Consider the following 17,868-nt stretch of genomic DNA (forward strand, 5'->3'; position numbering starts at 1 on the left):
GGTTTTCCGGTGAATCCGCTCCCCCACCGGAGTGGATGTCGTGCTGCGGGGTCGAGCCGGGGCTTACGGACGCGCTATCACCGGGCGGTGATCACGAACCTTCGCCGCGGCCTCGCCGCCACCGCCCTGGCCTTCGCCGTCCTGGCCCCGGCCACCGCCGCCCACGCCGACGAATACACCCTCATGGAGGCCATCACCTCCCTGCCGATCGCCGAGGAGATCCGCGACGGCTACAAGCGCGAGCTCTACCCACACTGGAAAGACGACGACAAGAACGGCTGCCCGGCGAGGTCGGACGTACTGATCGCGGAGGCGATCGAGGCGCCGACAGTCGGCGCGAACTGCACGCTCACCGGGGGCGTCTGGCACTCGTACTACGACGACGTCCTTGTCCAAGGCCCGGCAGGGATCGACATTGACCACATGATTCCGCTCGCCGAAGTCCACGATTCCGGTGGCTACGGCTGGACGACCGAGCGCCGCCGCCGTTACGCCAACGACCTCGGCTCGGATGTCACCCTCGTCGGTGTCACGGCCCGCTCCAACCGCCAGAAGAGTGACCAGGATCCGGCGACCTGGATGCCCGCCCCCGCCGTGCATTGCCGGTACATCGGCGAGTGGGTGGCCACGAAGCACCGCTGGGGCCTCGCCGTCGACCAGGCCGAGCGCGAGGCTCTGCTGCGGTACGCCGCCGACTGCCCGAACGCAAACCTCGCATTCGAGCGGGCGAGCTGACCTACGGCGGGGACTTGGCCCAGGTCTCCGGCCTACCGTCGAGCCAGTCGAAAAGGTCGGTGTCGGCGACGTCGGAGTCGTCCGGCACGCTTCCCTACGTGGGCAGCGCCAGGCGGGATCCGATGCGGAAGCGCATCTCCCCGGCGGCTTGACGGACGTCCTCGGGTTGCCTGTCATCGTCAAGTAACCCGAGGAAGACCATCAGCGCCTTCGCCTCGTCTTCGCTGATCAGTTTCAGGCGCGGCTCGGTGATGCCGTCGAGGAGCACGTCCAGCATGTCGTTCATGCTCGGAACAACGCCGGGTTGTCCTGTGCGTCACCCCGCGACGCACAGGATCGCGGCTATCCCTAGTGCCGGCCGAGGGCGAGAGCGCCGTGCCCGGAACGGCCTCAGCGTCGCAGCCCGTCCACGCCCTCACGCCCGGCCGGGCGAGTTCCCATATGCACTGCTGGGCCTCCTCTGACTCAGGACCGACTGCTTGCCGTGTCTGTGAGGGCGGCGACGAGCTGGTCGTGGGTCATGGTGGAGCGGCCGGGCACGTGCGCGGCCGCGGCCTTCTTGTAGAGCTCGGCCTTGGTCAGCGACTGAAGCGACTTGCCCTTGGACGTGACGCGCTTCTTCGCGGGCGCGGCCTTCTTCCTCTGCGGACTTGCCGCGGTGGTGGCCTTTTCGCCGGTGTCCTTGGGGCTGCGTGCCCGCGCGACGCTGGCGCGCAGGGCTTCCATGAGGTCGACGGCGTTGGTGGCCTTGGCCGGGGGCTCGGCCTTCTCGACGCTCTTGCCGGCCTTCTTCGCCTCGATGAGCGCGGCGACCTTTTCCTGGAACGTGTCGCGGAAGGTCTCGGGATCCCAGTCCATGGCCAGGGCGCTGATCAGCTGCTCGGCCATCTTCATCTCCTGCTCTGAGACCTTCGTGGCGCCGGGAAGGTCGGGGATTTCCTTGCGGGGGTTTCGGATCTCGTCCGCCCAGTGGAGGGTGTGCACGGTCAGGAGGCCGAGGTCGTCGTCGGCCTTGAGCGCGACGAGGTACTCGCGGCCGCGCATGACGAAGGTGGCGACGCCAGCACGGTTGGCCTTGGCCAGGGCCTTCACCAGGAGGGAGTACGCCTTGGCGTACTCCTCGCCTCTCGGGCCGAGGTAGTAGGTCTTGTCGAAGTAGATCGGCTCGACCTGCTCGAGGTCGACGAAGCCGGTGATGTCCAGGGACTGGGAGCGGCCGGGGGCGATCTCGTCCAGCTCCGCGGGTTCGACCAGGACGTACTCGTCGCCGGTGTCGAAGCCCTTCACGATGTTGTCGAGGGCGACTTCCTTGCCCGTCCTTTCGTTGATCCGCTTGTTGCGGATCCGGTCGGCGGTGCCGCGCTGCAGCTGATGGAAGCGGATCGTGTGGCTGTCGGTCGCCGTGTAGAGGCCCACCGGGAGGCTGACCAGGCCGAAGCTTAGGACCCCCGACCACACCGGACGCGCCATGATCGTCACCGCCGTCGACTTTCACCGCGAGGTGCCAGTGAGCGCCCCGCCGCAAAGGTGCTGGCTGGGGTGCGGCCCGTCTCGGCCTGGTTGGCCAGGCCACACCCCGTACTAGGGAACCTACCCGCCTCGCTTGCGTCCCATTTGTGGCCGGTAAACCGGATCACAGGCTCGCTCGGATCAGGCTTCCAGCATCCCCAGCCCGGAGTCGGCCCGGCAGATCGGGCACGCCTCGACCCCTTGTGTGAGGGCCTCGGTGGCCTGCTCGCGGGTGGCAGGGCGGGACCGCGCCGTGCCCATGGAGCAGTCCCCGGCGTGCACCATCACCGGCCGCCGCACCGCCCCGATCCCGTACTGGATCCGCCACTCGACCTTGTGCACCGGCCGGTGCGGGGTCTCGGCGAGGCGCTGGTCGCGGCGGGCCTCGGCGATCAGCGTCCGGACTTCGATGAGGAGCGCGTGGAGCTGCCGCTCCACCACCTCCAGCCGGGCCAGATCCGGCGGGAAGAGCGCACGCGAATCACGCCCGGACACAGCAGCTACCCCGAAACCGGCTCGTGGGCCCGCTTGAGGGCCATCCGCGCGGCCACGACGTTCTCCCGCTCCACGCTCTGCCAAAACGCGTCTGTCACTACGACGCCGGTCAGCCGCCGCAGCCGGCGCTCCAGCCGGGCCAGCAGCAGCTGTTGCTCCTCGGTGTAGCCCGCGGAGTCGGGGTGGGTCGGGCACCGGGGCGCAGGACCTGTGGGTCCCCTGAACGATTGTGTTCCTCCTATTGCGCAATGAGGTTTCGGAAGTGATCGAATTTTGACTGCACGTTCCGGGGCCTCCCAGACGCTCTATAGGTGGAGGCATGAAGCCTCTGCGCCGGGGCGGGGCTCTACGGCGCACCTTCGACTATCGGGAGGGGCACGTGCGGCACATCACCGCCGCGACGGTGCTTCAGAGCGCGTTGGCGCGGGTCTTCGGACCCGACGCCGTACGCAGCTGCAGGCGCTTGCTTGCCGCAGGCGTTCGGATCGGAATCACGGACATGACCGGCCCCGCTCGCCACGCCCGCACGAAGCCGCATGATCACCGTGAGGTGGACAGGTGACCCAGGGCGCGCCGGGCAACCCCGGCGGCCCAGAGGAGTCCTACGGGCCCCCGTTCAAGGGTCAGCCGATGGACGGCTGGGGCGATACCGAACGCAAGTCCTACTGGGCCTTCCAGGAGGCAATGACCGAGTCATACCTGCGAGTCGCCTACATCAAACTGGGCTCCGACGCGGACGCCGAGGAAGCCGTCGACAAGGCCCTCGACTACATCCTGGCCAACTGGCAGCGGATGCTCGGAATGGAACACCTGCACAAGTACGCGTGGACCGTCCTCAACAGCCGGATCTTCGATCAGCAGCGCGCCCGTCGGCGCCGCCCCGAGCCTGCTGACGTCGCCGCCTTCGAGGCCTTCCTCAACGAGAGCGACGGATTCCTCACGCGGGGGGCCGACGCATTCGAGTACCTCGCCGGAACTATCCACTTCTATACGGCCGTCCGGAGGCTGAGCGAGCGTCAGAGAGACGCCGTGATCCTCTACTACGGACTGGACTACAGCACCCGCGACACCGCCCTGGTCATGGGCGTCGAGGAAGGGACCGTCCGCTCCCAGCTACGCCTGGCCCGTGCCCGCCTCCTTCACCTGCTCGGCGCCCCCACCAACTCCCCCAACGAAGACGGGAAGGTCAGAGCATGAGGGACCGATTCACCGAGTACCTCAAGGGGCTCTACGTCCGGCCCCAGGTCCCCAACCGGTTCGCCGCCTACGACATCGCCGCCGCCCAGCAGCGCCTTCTACGCCGCTCGGGCACCACTGCCCACTCCATCCTGCGCACCGGGGGGACAGGCGCGGTCGCCGACCTGCCCGAGCCAGGGCCGGAGACCGCGGCAGTCCCGCCCCTCAGGTCGACGTGGCTCGACCCCCGCTTCGACCAGCCCGCCGACGCCGAGGAAGCCCGCCGGGCCCTGAAGACCCTGTCCCTGCGAACTGTCTTCGGGCCCAGCACCGGCCTCGCCCTGCACGACCTCGTCAGCAAGGGCCCGACCGACGCGAACGGCGTGCTGGTCTTCGCCTGCCTACTGCACCTCCTTGGACATGAGGGAGCACAGTTCTGGTGGCAGTTCGCGGCCGCCGCCGGCAGCCAGACGGCCACGTACTGCCTCTTCCTGGAACACTCCCGCCACGGTGAGTACAACGACGCCCAGGTCTGGGCACAGCAGCTGGACCCCAGGACATTCGACCCGCAACGCTGGTGGGGCAGCTACAGCGACACCAAGGCCCGCAAGCCCCTGCCGCCCACCCTCGTGACACACATCAACGCCTTCGACGACGACATCCTCGGCGTCATCGCCGTCGCTGGCCCGGCCCTGCCATACGCGGTAAACGACATCGTCGAACCACAGGTCCCGCCCTACGTCGCAGCCCGCACCGAGGAGCCGGGAGCCCCGGCCGAGGACAAGCCCACTCCCGAGACGGACACCCGCTGGCCGTGGCTGACCCTGCCACACCCCGACAACCCCCACAGCGCCAACCAGAGCGACGCCCTGCTCCAGGCGCGCACCGCCGAGACGGTGGTGACCACCTTGGAGCGACACCCGCTGGGCGCGACCTTCTCCCAATTGGCAAGGGAGTCGGGCGTCCCCACAGGACAGCTTGACGGAATCATGCTCATGCTGGTCGAGGAGGAGTTCGCCACTAAGATCGCGGACCGTCGTGTCTACTTCCCCGGCCCCGCGCTCACCCGCCTGGCCACGCCCGACGGCACCAGCCTGCAACTGCAGCACACCCTCGCCCTGGCCCGCGACAGCGCGGGCGCCGCGGTCTACCTGGGCCGCTACATCGACGGCGAGGTGCACATTACGCAGATGGCCGACGGACCTGTCACGCCCGCGGTCAACGAATGGGTCGACTTCCGATCAGCCGCGCACGCCAGCGCTGTCGGCAAGTGCCTGCTGACCCAGCTCGACCCACGCACGCGTGCCGACCACCTCACCCGCCACAAGGCAGCCCGCCTCACCCACCGCACCATCACCAGCCCGAAGAAGCTCTTCGACCGCCTGGACCGGATCACACCCAACGACCCGGTCTTCGACCTGCGCGAATACTCCCCGCACACCGTATGCGCGGCAGTCCCCATCACCGTGGGCACCGAGGCCGGCACCCTGGCCCTGTCCCTGCCCCACAGCAGCGCCCACCGTCTGAAGCAGGCCACCCAGACACTGGCGGACAAGGCAGTACCCGTCCTGCTCGCCCTCCTACTGGCCGGCGCGAAGCTGCCCCGGCCAGCAGGCCACCTTGCAAAGGAGCTGCCCGGTACGGGGAACAACGTCATCAGCCAGGCTGCCTTCGAGCGGATGCGTCGTGTCTTTCGCACCCCGCTGGTCACCACCAGTGCGATTCGCAAGGCCTCCCACTCCCCCGCCCCAGGACCACACCTCGCGGCCGAACCGACCGAGGCGCTCTACCTCTTCGCCGCGGCCCCACCGCAGGCTCTCGGCCCTGGGGACGCCCAACTTGCCCTCCCCCACGCCTACACCGTCCAGCGCGTCACCGACCTGCACCAGCACCACTCGACAAGCACAGGCACCCGGATGCTCCCCGACCCGCTGATGGTCTTCGAGACCTAAGACGCTCAGACGCTCCTGGACCCGCCCGGCAGCGGACCCACCTCACGTAGGCGGGCCGCACCGGTGCGAGGGGCAACAGACGCCACGCCGCGCAGTACCAAGCTTTCCCGCCGGAACCCATTCGTCCAGTCCACAGCGCCCGGATCGCGCGCCGAACCTCTCCCACCGCGTGCGACCTCAGCATGCCCACATCCCGAAGGACACCCGTGTCTGAGCCGACTGCGACCCCACCCGACACCGGAACCCCCACCGCCCCACAGCCACCTTCACCAACCAGCTCCCCGGGGCGTGCGGTCACGCTGCTGCTCGCCCTGGTCCTCGGACTCCTGATCCTCGTGATCGGGGCGATGCTGCTGTACGTCACCGCCGTTCACCCTCGGCTGGCCACACCGCTGACTGTTGCCGTCGCGGGCATCGCGCTCGTCGTCACTGTTGCCGGGATCATCGTCGCCTCCCATCGCCAGTAGCACAGCCCCGCACCGGCGACCGCTGATCCGCTGGCGGCCATGCACGCGTCCACGGTCTCGTCTGGCACCGCAGCCGCCGAGGGGGGAATCCCGTGGAATGCCCCCGTGCCGCAGTACAGCTGTGGCATCCAGATCGCAACAGCCTCCCGACTCGCCCTACGGTCCAACCCGAGGGACTCTGGTGCCTTTTGGGCTTACGGGGTGGGGGTGCCGGTGATGGCCGGACTTTCTGGTTGGGCACGAGTCGGCGTGTGGACGGCTGCGATGCTAACGGGCGTCCTTGCATGCGGCCACCAGCGTCACGATACGCCGGATCCCCGACCGTCTACCACTTTCACTGCGGCCGCCCGAGCTCCGTCAGTCGTCGGATGCTTTCAGTACGGGCAGTACCGGGGGTCAGCGGTTGGTGGTGATCCACCGTACGAGAGCTGCGTTGGTTGTGTCGTCGAGTGAGGACAGGGTGTGGATGGCTTCCAGGTCACCGGGGAGTGGTGGGATGCCGACGGTGGTCAGTGCCGCCTGCAGGTCCAACCGTCGCTCGTCTGCGGGCTGCAGCGACCAGGCGAGGCGGGGGTCGGATGTCGGCCTGTGTGCCTGCGGATGCTGTTCGCCGCAGGAAGGTAGTTGCCAGTCCGTATCACCTGGGCGACTGCGCGGCGAGGCCTCGCAGGCCGCGGGCTCGCCGGTGTCTGCGCCGGGGAAGCGGTAGGGGTCGAGGTCCAGCTGAGGGGCGGTCACTTCGGACGGGGAATACTGCCAGAACTCCACAAGGAATCTCCCGGGGGTCGGTTGTGTCGCTGCTGCTTCCAGAATGTTCGGGGCTCCGCCTGTAGCAGGCCGCCCGTGGGTGCCACAGACGTGGGGTGCAGGCTGACGGATCGGACAGGTCAGGCGCCCAAGGTGGTCGGGGGTTGCGTGCCGCGGCTGGTGGCCGCGGCACGCGGTTGCTGCTGGTGCTGGTGCTGGCAGTTCACTGTCCCCGATGGTGTGGCTGCCGGCTTGGGTTAGCGGTGGTGGTTCTCGTGGTGCCCGTGGTGGCTGCGGCCGCCCCAGGATTCGGTGTCGATGATCCGGCCGCGGTCGTCGCGGAGGGTGGCGGTGTCGCGCTCGTCCCAGATCTGGTGGCGGCGGTCCTGGTAGAGGTCGTGGTGGGTGTCGCGGCCGTGGCCGGTGTGGACCTTGACGCTGGAGCGGCCGTCGAGGCGGAAGCCGGGGAAGCGGTAGCGGTTGCCGTCGCGGTCGGTGAGGGTGAAGCCGCGCAGGTCGACGGAGTGACGGCCGGTGTTCTTCACCTCAACCCATTCGCGGTTGAGGACGCGGTTGTCGCGGCCGCGGCCGCGGCTGTGGCTTTCGTTCTGGACGTCGCCGATGACAATCGAGGAGTACCGGCCACGGTGGTCGCGCCGGTCGTCGTCGTGCGCGGCGGCCGGGACGGCGGCCGCACCGACCAGGGCGCCGGCGGCGAGGACCGCGGCGAGAAGACGGCGTGCGGCGGGAGAAGCAGACATGGAGACGACTCCTTCGAAAAGTCAGGCCGGCCCGGCCTCGTGCAAGCCGGGCGGACTCCGTACGGTTCCCGGCGTCCTTGCCGAGGAGCCACACTCTGGCCCGCACCCACCATTAACCGCCACAACCTCGGACTCACGTTGCTCAATGCGGACATGTCCGTAACTCTCCCTTGCAAGATGCAAGCGTCAGGTCCAGTTGACGAAGTTGGGGCGGGAGGTGGGGCAGCCCGTCCGATGCCGAAGCAAGGAGGTTTCAGCCACATAAGCAGTTCATTCGCGCCATGCCGTGTGCTGTGCGCCGAATGGGTTCACGGCTCTGTAACAGGCGCTTCCGCCGCTTCTTCGCACCGAGTTACGCACCACCGCTCTGATGTGCCAGTCCCTCATCGGGTGCTGGCCGTCGGCTGCTGGGTGATCGACACCTTCAACAGGGTCGGCACCGGGCGGCCGAAGCAGGCGCATTGAGGTCGAGAGCGAGCGTCACGCACCGGTCGGCAGCTCGCGGCCGCCGGCCTCGGGGCGGATCTAGGTGCGGCGGGTCCAGCGCGGTCCGGTGTGGGTGGCGACTTCCTCGAGGACGACGGCCATCAGTTCGCCCTCAGTGCCGGAGGCGACGTCGCGGACTCGGCGATCCAGCAGCGGGTGTTGCTCGTGTCCGAGGCCGAGGTCGGCGGTCTTCTTCATACCTCGCCCCCACCGGTGGCGCTCTCCCGCTCCTCGTCCTGGTCGCCGAGGAAACGGGCGAGGCCCCAGCTGGTGAGGACCCGGCTCGCGAACGTGCCTAGGACCCGAGCGAGTTCCCCCGGCGGAAGCGTGGCGGGCAGCAGGCCCTTGTCCTTGTCGCCCCAGTCTCGGACGTCGAGCGCGTCCCAGGGGACGATGCACAGCTGGACGCAGCGCCGCTGTCCGGACTCGGCGGGACGGTAGATCCGAGCCCAGGGGCCGAAGCCGCGCTGGGTGAGCTGCCAGTCGGCCTTCGCCAGCTGCTTGCAGATCTTGTGGCCCTCCGGCAGCCGGCCCGCCAGGCGCTCCTCATCGCTCAGCTTCTCGGGCAGCCCGTACCGGACGGCAGCGGCCGCGGTCAGCACGATCAGCGGATCGGAGTCCTTGCCGAGCGGGTGCAGCCGGGGCGCGCCGAGCTTGGAGTGGGTGAGGGTCCAGTCGACCAAGGACGGCAGGGACTTGGCGGGCACGTCCAGGACCAAGCCGCCGACGCAGTACGCGACGACCTGGCCGTTCTCGACGTCGAGGACGGCGAGCGGCCCGTTCTCGAACCGCGGGTCGACGGCGGCCGACGCGGGCGCCGGCTTCGCGACGGCCTTCTTCGCACCCGGGCGTCGCGACGAGACGGTCGGCTTGGTGGCCGCGGGCGCCGCCGGCTCGATACGTGCGGCCGGTTCCTGGGGTGAGGAACCGGCAGCGGCGCCGGTGAACGTGGCGGGTGTGGCCTGGGACTGCGCGCCGTACTGCGCGATCCAGCCGTCCAGCAGCCGCTGGTACGCCTGGCGACGCGGCGGCCGCGGCTCGCTGCGGCCCGCCTCCCAGTTCTTGATGGACTGCGTCGTGGTCTGCAGGGCCTGCGCGAGCCGGGCCTGGGTGATCCCGGCCGCCTCGCGCAGGCGGGCCCGTTCCGCCGGCGGCGGCATCTCGGGTTCACCCGCGAGCAGTGCGTCCACGGCGTCAAACAGCTCTTCTTCGGTGGGCATACGTCACCTCCGCCACCCATCCTACCATTCTTTACCCGCAGATTTGGCATTTGCTTTCCTATGGATTTACCCTGGGTTTGTACCTGGGGTTGGGGAGGGGCGAGGTGGCAGAGCACCACGTGGTGCCGACGGGACTGTCCGAGACGGAGCTCCGCCATGTCCTGACCGACGTCCTGCTGCCGACGTGGACCGCCGGGGCGGTCCCGCAGGACCGTCCGGTTGTCGTGGTCGTCGCCGGTCCACCCGGTAGTGGCAAGTCCCGGGCCGCCGGCGTCATCCACAGCGTGCTGAGCCGCCGGGGAGGAGCGGTCCGGATCGGCAGCGACCTCTACAAGACCGCGCACCGGAAGTACGAGACGCTGCTGGAGCGGGACGTACGGACGGCCGGGGCCGGGGTGCGGCCGGTGACCTGCTGGTGGCAGGCGGAGCTCGAGGCGTACGCGCGCGCCGCCGGGCTGGACGTGGTGGTCGAGCTCGCGCTGGCCGACCCGGCTGAGGCCCGTGCGGTGGCGGCCCTGTACCGGGCGGCCGGCTACAGGATCGAGCTGGTCGTCCTGGCGGTGGCCGACGCGGACAGCCAGCTCGGCGTCCTGGAGCGGTTCTTCGGCCCCGAAGGCCGGTACGTCGCCTGGGAGAACCAGGACCGCTGTGCCGATGGGCTGCTGGATTCGCTCGAGGTGATCGAGGCGGAGCATCTGGTGGACCGGGTGACCGTGGTCCGCCGGGGGCTGGAGCCGCTGTACGACAACGAGCTCACTGACCACGGCGCCTGGGGCCGTCCGCCAGCCGCAACCGCGACGGTACGCACGGAGCGGTTACGGCCCTGGAGCGCATCCCGTACCCGCATCTTCCGCCGGAACCTGGTGCGCGCCGAGGTGCTGGTCCACGACGAGCGCCTGCCCGCGGACCGCCGGCTGGCCGTCTCCCGCGATGCGGAGCGGGCGGCTGCGGCCGCCGAGCCGGTCCGCCGCATCGCGCACCCGCTTCCCGGCCCGCCGGGCACCGGTTACCACCGCCTCAGCCCGGACCAGCACCGGTGGACCTTCGACGAGCTGATCGCCCCGACCTTCCTGCGCAAGGCCACCTTCCGCCCGGACCCGCTGGTCGTCTATCTGGTCGGCGAGCCGGGCGCGCGTCAGCTGGAGGCGCGGCGGATGCTGCGCCGGGCGATGCGGCCGCGCACCGTGGTGGTGGATCCCGATCTGCTGCGTGGCCATCACCCGGATCACTTCCAGCTGGTCAACGACACCCCGAGGACCGCAGACGAGCTGGTGAGGCCGGATGCCGAGGACTGGCAAGCCGAGGCCGAAGCGTACGTCCGCGAACGGCGCGGCGACCTTCTCATCGAGGCGGACTTCACCAGCGCCGCCGACTTCGCTGTGAGCTCGGGCCGGTTCGCCCGGGCCGGCTACCGGATCGAGGTCGTGGCCCTGGCCGGACGGGCCGCCGACAGTCGGCAGCGCACCCTCGTCAACCACGCCCGCGCCTTGGAGCTCGACGTCGTCACCGCGCTCCCCACCCCGGCCGCGCACGCGCGGGCCTGCCGGGTGGCGGCCGACATCGTGGCGGCCGCGGCCGGCGACCCGATCATCAGCGCGGTGCGTGTGATCGACGGCGACCACCGGGCGCTGGGCCGGGACCGGTGGGCGGCCTGGGCGTTGGCTGCGGCCCGGCGCCGCCCGTACACCGACGGGGAGGCCGCCCGCTTCCACTCCGTCCAGCGGGCGCTGCACCAGGTGCTGCCCCGCCTGCGGGAGGAGATCGCCGATATCACGGCCCGGGCGCAGCCGCTGATGCCCGCCGCGTGGCAAGCGGTGCCGGTGGAGTACCGGCCCGCGCCTGGACGGCTCCCCCTGCTGCGGGCGGGCCTCGATCGCTGGCCTGCCAGGGCTGTGAAGGGTCCGGCCGCCTGTGATCTGCGATCTACTGCCAGCGCGTCTGAGTGAGTGCCGTCGAGTTATCCAGCGCAATTCAGATGCCGTCCTGTGACGCACATCACTGAATGCGCTGTTCCACAGTTTTTGGCCGATTCGCGGTACTTGTACCTTCGTGTCGGCAGGTTACGGTGCCCGTTCGCACCTAGATCACTTGGTGCTCATGACAACAGACCGAGGAATAATGACAACTCGTATGTCCGCGGATCATCGCGGATGGTGGGGGTCCGGGGGGGCCTCGCGTTGGATAGCCAGCGGAGCAGCTCTGCTCGTTGCGGGCACACTGCTTCAGGGCACGGCCACAGCGGCAACAGCGGGCGCTGAGCTGGGCGAGGGTCAAGCGGCACAGGCTGGCATCGAGACTGCCCGCGCAGTCCTCGCTACCGATATCTCTCGTGCGCGTGTAGCAGCACGTGAGAGCGGCCGCCGTGTTGAGGCGGTGACCGAGCGTTCGGAGACCACAACGACGTGGGCCAACCCGGACGGCACGCTCACAACCGATGTGTCTGCCGGCCCTATTCGCTTCTATGACCAGAAGGCTCGTGTCTGGCGCGATGTCGATGTGAATCTGGCCCGCAGCGCCGATGGTGCCATCGCTTCCAAGGCCCATCCACACGGCCTGAAGCTCGGCAGCGGAGTTGCCCGGGCGGCCAAGTCCGCTTCGAAGGCAGCCGCCTCTGACTCCAGCACGGATCTGGTGACCCTGGGCGAGGGGGACCGGCAGATCACCCTTCAATGGAAGGGAACCCTTCCCGCGCCCACGCTGAAGGGCACTCGCGCCGAATACACGAACGCCGTCGCTGGCGGCGACGTGGTCGTTGAGGCGACCCGTACCGGCTTCGAGCAGTTCGTGGAACTCAAGCAGCGGCCCGCAGCAGACGGCTACTCGTACACGCTGCCCCTTACGGCCAAGGGCCTCAAGGTAGAGCAGCAGGCTGACGGCAGTGTGCTGTTCACCGATCGCAAGAGCCACAAGACGTCAGTCATGCCGGCGCCTGTGATGTGGGACTCCACGGTCGACCCCGTCTCCGGCGAGCACACTCGCAGGGTGCGTGTGGGGATGAAGGTCGTGCAGAAGAAGGGGGTCGTCGACCTGGTGGTCACCCCTGACGCGAAGTTCCTAGCCGACCCCAGCACGAAGTACCCCGTCGTCGTGGACCCCTCCACCTCGATGCTGGGAAACATCTTCGACACCTACGTCCAGCAGGGCGAGACCGTCGACTGGTCGAACGACACCGAACTTGACCTTGGCAATCCCGGCACGACCAACGCGAACGGGACCCCGCGTCTCGCCCGCTCCTTCATCACCTGGAACACCGCTCCCCTCGCGGACTTGCCCATCACCTACGCGCAGCTGGGCTTGTGGAACTTCCACTCCGGCAACACCGACTGCACCGCACAGCCGTGGGAGGTGTGGAGTGCTGACGGCCCCACCACCGCCTCGCGCTGGACGAACCAGCCGCGGATGGCCGCGAAGTACGCGACTTCAACCGAGACCCACGGAAACCCTGGCTGCGCTTCCAACCCGGACGGTTGGGCCAACGCCGACGTCACCAGCCTCGTGCAGCACTGGGCAAGCCAGAGGTGGGCTTACTCGAGCATGGGGCTGAGGGCTTCCTCGGAAACGCCGGTCGCCCAGTGGAAGCGATTCAACTCCGCCAATGCCTCGGCGAATCCGCCGAAGCTCACCGTGATCTACAACTACCAGCCGACTCACGCAAACGGCAGCAAGACTCGACAGGCCGGCCCACCGTTTTCCGCCGACTCAACAGGCACCTGGTTCACGCCCGGCACCACACCGACCCTGCGCGACACCTTCCTTGACCAGGATGGCGACAAGGTCAGCGGCACCTTCCAGATCTTCGACACGGACACGAACACTCAGGTCGGGACCGACTTGGTATCTCCGTCAGTAGCCCCGGGCACACCTGCAGAGGTCACTGTGCCAGCCGGACTGCTCAAGCGCGGACACACATACCAGTTCCGCAGCATGCCGGATGACGGAACACACTCCAACAGCGGGTGGTCGCCCTGGAGCAGGCTTAGGGTCGCGTATCTGCCCGACACCCCGCAGAACCTCCAGGCCGGCGCCGTTCAATCCACCGGTCCCATCCTCTCCGCACTCATCACCGACCCCGCGCAGCGCCGGGTTAGTGCCGAATTCCGAGTCAAGGACTCCGCAGGCACGATCGTTCCGGGTCTGAAGGTTGCACCCGTGTGGAAGGAAAGCGGCAGCCGTGCAGCACTGCAACTCGAGAACAATGCGCTCAGGGACGGCGTCACATACAAATGGCAGGCACGAGCCTGTAGCAAAATCGGTTGTTCACCCTGGTCCGCTGATCAGAGCCTGCCGGTAAGTGTGCAGCAGCCTCCTGCTCCGCCCGCCACGCTCAAGAAGCTGGTAATCCGAGACGCGGCACTGGACACAAAATCGGCAGTCACCGCGTGTTCCGTAGCTTCGTGTCTGCTGGCAGGTGACCAGCTGATCATCGGCAAGCAAGGCAATGCAACCGCCGCGACCTGGATCAAGGCTGACCTTTCCGGGATTCCGAAGGGAGCACGCGTCACATCAGCAAAATTCTCCCTGAACCGTTCCGACTGCGCATCTGGCACGTGCACACCGCAAAAGCTGAAGCTCCAGGAGCTTGCTTCCGCGTGGAACAAGACCGGAACCGGTCAGGATCTCCTTGCTGCGGCTGACACAGAAGCATTCATATCTGACGCTCTCGTCTCGGATCTCGACCTCGCACCGCTGATCCAATCTTGGCTCGAACAGGGAAATAACCATGGGGTCGCTATTACCGTCCCCGATGGAGCAGCAGGAGCTGCCTACTGGGCAAGCGACGTCAGTGACCTTACGCGTCGGCCAGAACTAATCGTGGAGTACCTTGCTCCTATGGCTCCGGGTGCAGTGACAGATCTGGTCTCCACTCCCGGCGATACCGGCCTGGTGGCCACCTGGTCCCATCCTATCGACTTCGGCGCCGCCACCGATCCGTCCTACGTAGTGAAGGTCGAGAAAGCCGACGGAAGCATCCTCGCGGAAAAAGAAACAACCACGCTACGCGCTGTATTCTCTGCCCCCGACAGGTCGCAGTCGTACCGCGTGTCGGTCACACCCAAGAACTTCTTTGGAACCGGGCCAGTAACCCGATCGCCATTGACGCAGGGCTCAGAAGTTCCCGGTGGTGCTGCATCATATCGCGACTACGTAGTGGAATATCTTAAGGCTAGAAATAAAGTCATTACCGGCCAGAGCCCACTGGCTGGCGACGCCATCGCTGAATCCCCTCATGGCCAGGTCTTCAGCGCTATCTTGAACTCTCAAGGGTCCGGACTCGCCAACACCCGAGAAGTAGCGAAGAGCGACGGCTATACCTACACCAAGTCCGATTCTGAACTCACCGAGGTGCAGATCTCCCCAGGCTCGACCACAGGACAGGTTCTGGTACGCGCTACCGTGCGGCAGAACCAGACAGTGCATCTAGACACGTCCGGGGACACCAGCACTGAGGACCTCACCGACAAGCGCTTCAGCTTTACCGTTGCGGCTGGAATTGCGACACTCACCGCAGAATCCGACGACATTGCCGCCAGCATCAAACTTTCCAAGACGGCTGCAGCCGAAAGCCAGCTAGAGGTGGCATCGGCGGAAACGCTGACTACCACGGAGACTGGGCCGGATTTGTCGGCAGTCGCCCTAGGCGAACTGAGCGCTCCTTCGGCACTCGACGCTAAAGCCGCTAATCTTGGCTCCGGGATTGACAACAGCGCCGTTGCGCAATGGGCGTGGAACAACGCCGATATTAAGGCTGACTATCCCCAGGACTGTGCAAACTTCATCTCCAAGGCCCTCTATCATGGCGGCGGAATGAAGATGCGTGGTGGTGGCTGGTATACCAGCGACAAAGTCTGGTGGCGTAACTCCTGGAGTCCACCGCTCGTTCCCAAAAATAGCCGCACATGGTCTGGCGCAGAAAACCTCAGGCGGCACCTCGGCTACCGATCGCCCGAGGTGATAACCAAGGGTCCGGACATTAGGCCTGGCGATATAATATTCTTTAAGTGGGTAGGGGAGCCAGTCTTCAATCACGTAGCCGTCATCACATCTGTAGCTCAACCTGTCGGCAAGCCCCCGAGTGACCTATACTTTGAGGTTGCGCAGCATGGGCGCAAAAATAGGACGACATTCGCAGACATCCGTCACACTTACGATGAAATCCTTCACGAGCCCATCGAGCGTGCGATAGCCATTCGACCGAAGGCTCGGTATTGAAATCCCTGCGAGTAATAATTCTCTTGGTGTCGGTAGCTATCTTGCTGAGTGTCGCAGGGTACTGCTTTGTGAGGCATGATGTTGGCGCCTCAAATCGGGACATTGGATATATCGAGGATTATGCACGGCATGAGCCTCTACGGGTACAGGGGCATCCATCGGCTGGTTCGTTGCAAGTCGTCCAGGAGGCAGTCTGGAGACTTGGCGAGGGTGACACCGAGGGGCTTGAGGCCCTTTCGAGCAGTGACGCGACAGAGACTGCTCGGAAGAAAACTGCTGCGAATTGGATAAATGAGTTCCAAAAAGGGGCTCAAGGGAAAGTCACGGCTGACTTCTACGGCTCCGGCGTCGATCGCCAAGCCGTGGTGCTGTACTTTCACGAGACTAGCCAAATTAAATCGATCAACGTCCGCCTCGATGGAAATGGCGGAAGGGGCGGCTGGCGCCTGAAAATGCTCGAGCCAGACCCCAAACAGGTGACAGTTAATCCCGATTGGGTGCCCACGGCACCAAGGGAGCGCGACCAGGTTCAGTAGTGAACTGAATATCGGAGCTGAAGTGGCGCTATCTGCAGGGTTATCGTGCGGATAGCGCCACTTTGCTATTGTTGTGTCGGGTCGAGATCTGGACGTTCGGCCGCCGGGCCAGCCCGGGGACAAGTTGATGACAGATCACTTGGACCGAACATCTCTATTCGGAGCGGTTAAGACGTCATCTCATGTGGTGGGGCTCGGCATTGGGGCTCGTCCAGCTACTCTGCGAGGCTCGCGATGAACGTGTGGATTTCGGCGGCGAGGTTGCGCATGTCCTCTCCTGCCGCGTGCACCGTGGTGGTCTCGAACTGCCATTCCTCGGAGGGTGCCCGGTCACGGATTCCCCAGGTCAGTCGGATATGGCCGCCAGAATGGTGTTCCGCTGAGAGGGTCAGGTCGTAGCAGAGGGAGTGCCAGGTACGCACTCCCTCCCAGCCCCGGAAGTCTTCGGCAAGTGAGGCGAGGAAGGTGTCGAGGCCGTCGCCGTCCCAGGTCTCCACCGAGGTCTCGACACTTCCCCAGGGCCCGCGGGCCCTGACAAGGAAGTCGAGCGTTGGTTCGTCTTCGTACCGCCGGGTCGGCTCCGAGAGCAGTAGGCGTGCGGGTCCGGAGTCTCCCACCTGGACCACAGGGCGGCCGGAATCGTCGTAGTCGATCACGCGATCAGGTTAGAAGACCGGGCTGGGCAGCCGCCGCTCTCGGACGGGTCGGCAGCGGGCGTAACCCCTTTGGTCATGATCGCCAACCATGGCTGTAGATCTTGAGCGCGATCTCGTTCCTGACGGGCTGTGGGAGATTGCGGCGCCGCTGATACCACCGTTCAAGCCGCGTCGGCAGGGCGGCGGAACAGCTCCGGTGGCAGACCGGAAAGTGTTCTGCGCGATCGTGTATGCGCTGACCACGTCGTGTGCTTGGCGTCGCTTGCCGCCCTGCTTCGGCGTGAGCCCAGCCACTGCTCACCGCCGGTTTGCCGCTTGGACAAGAGCCGGCTTGTGGCGGCGCCTCCACAATGAAGTCCTCGACCGGCTGGGCGCCGCAGGCGTGATCGACTGGTCCGCTGCCCTGGTTGACTCTGCCTCGGTTAGAGCGAAAAAGGGGGGCCAGCTCGTAGGGCCGAATCCGGTCGACCGGGGCAAACCAGGCGCCAAGCTCCACATCTTGACTGACGCCCAGGGCCTGCCGCTGGTCACCGCAGTCTCTGCTGCGAACACCCATGACAGCCTTGCTCTCAAGCCTCTGGTCATGGCTGTCCCCGCCGTGCGCTCGCGGCGCGGGCCCCGACGCCGCAGGCCCGCCAAACTCCGTGCAGACAAGGGGTACGACTACCCAGAGATCCGCCACTGGTTGCGGAATCGGAACATCACGCCCAAGATCGCGCGACGTGGCATCGAGTCGAGCGAACGCTTGGGCCGTTACCGCTGGAAGGTCGAACGCAGCATCTCCTGGCTGTTCAACTACCGGCGCCTGACCGTCCGCTACGAACGAAAGAGTCGGCACTTCGCCGCTTTCCTCAGCCTTGCCGTCACCCTGATCTGCTACAAGCGGCTCGCCAAACGCACCACGTGAGATGACGTCTA

At 66.8% G+C, this 17,868-nt stretch carries 15 protein-coding genes and 1 pseudogene; 8 read left to right on the top strand and 8 right to left on the bottom strand.

What is annotated here, in order from left to right; all coding sequences use genetic code 11:
- Positions 1–87: 87 nt before the first annotated feature.
- Positions 88–735, top strand: a complete 648-nt coding sequence (locus ACIPUC_RS31800; RefSeq protein ID WP_446593850.1) for an HNH endonuclease family protein — start codon at positions 88–90, stop codon at positions 733–735.
- 94 nt (positions 736–829) lie between these two features.
- On the opposite strand, the gene ACIPUC_RS31805 is transcribed toward ACIPUC_RS31800, so the two are convergent.
- From ACIPUC_RS31805 to ACIPUC_RS31815, 3 genes are all read right to left on the bottom strand, one after another.
- A complete protein-coding gene (locus ACIPUC_RS31805) occupies positions 830–1,021 on the bottom strand; it encodes a hypothetical protein (RefSeq protein ID WP_446593851.1) in 192 nt (63 codons plus the stop codon).
- A 179-nt stretch (positions 1,022–1,200) separates the two neighbouring features.
- The gene (gene ku, locus ACIPUC_RS31810) at positions 1,201–2,205 is read right to left on the bottom strand and encodes a non-homologous end joining protein Ku (protein ID WP_446593852.1); all 1,005 of its coding nucleotides are present in this window, start codon (positions 2,203–2,205) and stop codon (positions 1,201–1,203) included.
- Positions 2,206–2,385: 180 nt separating this feature from the next.
- Positions 2,386–2,739: a DUF6233 domain-containing protein gene (locus tag ACIPUC_RS31815; protein ID WP_446593853.1), complete on the bottom strand. Its 354-nt coding sequence runs from the start codon at positions 2,737–2,739 to the stop codon at positions 2,386–2,388.
- A gap of 558 nt (positions 2,740–3,297) precedes the next feature.
- Between ACIPUC_RS31815 and ACIPUC_RS31820 the strand changes: the two genes are divergently transcribed.
- The 3 genes and pseudogenes from ACIPUC_RS31820 to ACIPUC_RS31830 all read left to right on the top strand — a co-directional run bounded on the left by ACIPUC_RS31820 (position 3,298) and on the right by ACIPUC_RS31830 (position 6,334).
- The gene (locus ACIPUC_RS31820; RefSeq protein ID WP_446593854.1) at positions 3,298–3,936 is read left to right on the top strand and encodes a sigma-70 family RNA polymerase sigma factor; all 639 of its coding nucleotides are present in this window, start codon (positions 3,298–3,300) and stop codon (positions 3,934–3,936) included.
- Positions 3,937–4,784: 848 nt separating this feature from the next.
- Positions 4,785–5,501, top strand: a pseudogene (locus tag ACIPUC_RS31825) (IclR family transcriptional regulator domain-containing protein); the annotation flags it as partial.
- A 572-nt stretch (positions 5,502–6,073) separates the two neighbouring features.
- On the top strand, positions 6,074–6,334 hold the full coding sequence (locus tag ACIPUC_RS31830; RefSeq protein ID WP_446593855.1) for a hypothetical protein: 261 nt from the start codon (positions 6,074–6,076) through the stop codon (positions 6,332–6,334).
- 396 nt (positions 6,335–6,730) lie between these two features.
- On the opposite strand, the gene ACIPUC_RS31835 is transcribed toward ACIPUC_RS31830, so the two are convergent.
- From ACIPUC_RS31835 to ACIPUC_RS31850, 4 genes are all read right to left on the bottom strand, one after another.
- Positions 6,731–7,102: a hypothetical protein gene (locus tag ACIPUC_RS31835; RefSeq protein WP_446593856.1), complete on the bottom strand. Its 372-nt coding sequence runs from the start codon at positions 7,100–7,102 to the stop codon at positions 6,731–6,733.
- A 236-nt stretch (positions 7,103–7,338) separates the two neighbouring features.
- On the bottom strand, positions 7,339–7,842 hold the full coding sequence (locus ACIPUC_RS31840; protein WP_446593857.1) for a lamin tail domain-containing protein: 504 nt from the start codon (positions 7,840–7,842) through the stop codon (positions 7,339–7,341).
- Positions 7,843–8,367: 525 nt separating this feature from the next.
- Positions 8,368–8,526: a hypothetical protein gene (locus tag ACIPUC_RS31845; protein WP_446593858.1), complete on the bottom strand. Its 159-nt coding sequence runs from the start codon at positions 8,524–8,526 to the stop codon at positions 8,368–8,370.
- Positions 8,523–9,548: a helix-turn-helix domain-containing protein gene (locus ACIPUC_RS31850; protein WP_446593859.1), complete on the bottom strand. Its 1,026-nt coding sequence runs from the start codon at positions 9,546–9,548 to the stop codon at positions 8,523–8,525. Before ACIPUC_RS31850 ends, ACIPUC_RS31845 begins: the two co-directional genes overlap by 4 nt.
- 104 nt (positions 9,549–9,652) lie before the next feature.
- Here ACIPUC_RS31850 and ACIPUC_RS31855 point away from each other — a divergent pair, with 104 nt between their 5' ends.
- The 3 genes from ACIPUC_RS31855 (at position 9,653) to ACIPUC_RS31865 (ending at position 16,294) form a co-directional block, all read left to right on the top strand.
- Positions 9,653–11,494: a zeta toxin family protein gene (locus ACIPUC_RS31855; protein WP_446593860.1), complete on the top strand. Its 1,842-nt coding sequence runs from the start codon at positions 9,653–9,655 to the stop codon at positions 11,492–11,494.
- Between the two features lie 184 nt (positions 11,495–11,678).
- Complete coding sequence (locus tag ACIPUC_RS31860; protein WP_446593861.1) at positions 11,679–15,758, top strand: DNRLRE domain-containing protein; 4,080 nt, start codon at positions 11,679–11,681, stop codon at positions 15,756–15,758.
- A gap of 26 nt (positions 15,759–15,784) precedes the next feature.
- Positions 15,785–16,294 carry a hypothetical protein gene (locus tag ACIPUC_RS31865; protein WP_446593862.1) on the top strand — a complete coding sequence of 170 codons (510 nt, stop codon included), beginning with the start codon at positions 15,785–15,787 and terminating at the stop codon, positions 16,292–16,294.
- 215 nt (positions 16,295–16,509) lie between these two features.
- Here the strand turns inward: ACIPUC_RS31865 and ACIPUC_RS31870 are convergent, their stop codons facing one another.
- A complete protein-coding gene (locus tag ACIPUC_RS31870) occupies positions 16,510–16,950 on the bottom strand; it encodes a DUF6228 family protein (RefSeq protein ID WP_446593863.1) in 441 nt (146 codons plus the stop codon).
- Between the two features lie 88 nt (positions 16,951–17,038).
- On the opposite strand from ACIPUC_RS31870, the gene ACIPUC_RS31875 reads away from it, so the two are divergent.
- Positions 17,039–17,857, top strand: coding sequence for an IS5 family transposase (locus tag ACIPUC_RS31875; RefSeq protein WP_446593864.1), 819 nt, complete (start codon positions 17,039–17,041; stop codon positions 17,855–17,857).
- The last annotated feature ends 11 nt before the right edge of the window (positions 17,858–17,868 follow it).

This window comes from Streptomyces sp. LARHCF249 (assembly GCF_052871255.1).